A 996-nucleotide genomic window follows, 5' to 3' on the forward strand; every position below is an offset into this window, starting at 1 on the left:
CGGTGGGCGGCGGCCCGGCGGGCGGGGCGGACCGGTACCGGTGTCGACGCCGACGGGCTGTCCACGCAAGGACCTTCGGGGGGAGTTCCCGGCCCGTGAGCCGTCGGGTTCGGCGGGTGCGTCACGTAGGGGTACGACGGTGTCGCTCGCGCCAGCGCTGGGGAGCGCTCGGCGCCGGGGCGGGGCCGGTCTGGCAGGTGGGGCACCAGTACGTGGGGCGCTCCTGGGAGCCGTCGCCCTGGTCGGCCACGCGGACCGGGGTGCGGCAGCGCAGACAGGGGCGGGGCGCGCGGCCGTACACGAACAGGTCCTGGTGGCGCAGGCCCGTGGTCTGGCGGACCGGGCGGTCGCGGTTGGCCTCCAGCAGTCGGTGCGCGAGGCCGGGCAGCTTCTCGGCACGGTCCGCGGGGAGCGCGCCGACGGGCAGCCAGGGGGTGGCGCCGAGCAGAAAGCACAGCTCGCTCTTGTAGATGTTGCCGATCCCGGCCAGATTGCGCTGGTCGAGCAGGGCCTCGCCGAGGGGACGGGCAGGGTCCGTGCGCAGATTGGCCAGCGCGCGCTCCGGATCCCAGTCGGGGCCGAGCAGATCAGGACCGAGGTGGCCCACCGCCCGCTCCTCCTCGGTGGTGCGCAGCAGTTCGAGCACTTGGAGGCGGTATCCGACGGCCGTGCGGTGGTCGGTGCCGAGGATCACACGGATCTGGTGCCCGGGACCGCCGCGCCAGCGCTCGCCCGCGGCGTACACCTTCCACGCGCCCTCCATCCGCAGATGCGTGTGCAGGGTCAGGCCGCCCTCGAACCGGGTGAGCAGATGTTTGCCGCGCGGAACCGTGCTCAGCACTCGGCGGCCGGTGAGATCGACGGTCGCGTACTTCGGCACCCGGAAGTCGCTACGGATCAGCAGCTGACCCGCGAGCGCCTCGTGCAACCGCCGCGCGGCCTGCCAGACCGTGTCACCTTCGGGCATGGGTCAAGGGTGCCATGGGGGGAGGCGAG

General features: G+C 73.8%; 1 protein-coding gene. It reads right to left on the minus strand.

The annotated features are described in order from the left end of the window. Nucleotides 1–121: 121 nt before the first annotated feature. Complete coding sequence (locus CCN72_RS37275; RefSeq protein WP_086812689.1) at nucleotides 122–967, minus strand: Fpg/Nei family DNA glycosylase; 846 nt, start codon at nucleotides 965–967, stop codon at nucleotides 122–124. Nucleotides 968–996: the final 29 nt, after the last annotated feature.

The sequence above is a fragment of the Streptomyces murinus genome (genome assembly GCF_002154555.1).
GTDB classification, from domain to species: Bacteria; Actinomycetota; Actinomycetes; order Streptomycetales; family Streptomycetaceae; genus Streptomyces; species Streptomyces murinus.

Coding starts and splice junctions, on each gene's coding strand:
- CCN72_RS37275 (WP_086812689.1), bottom strand. CDS start 967: ATGCCCGAAGGTGACACGGTCTGGCAGGCCGCGCGGCGGTTGCACGAG.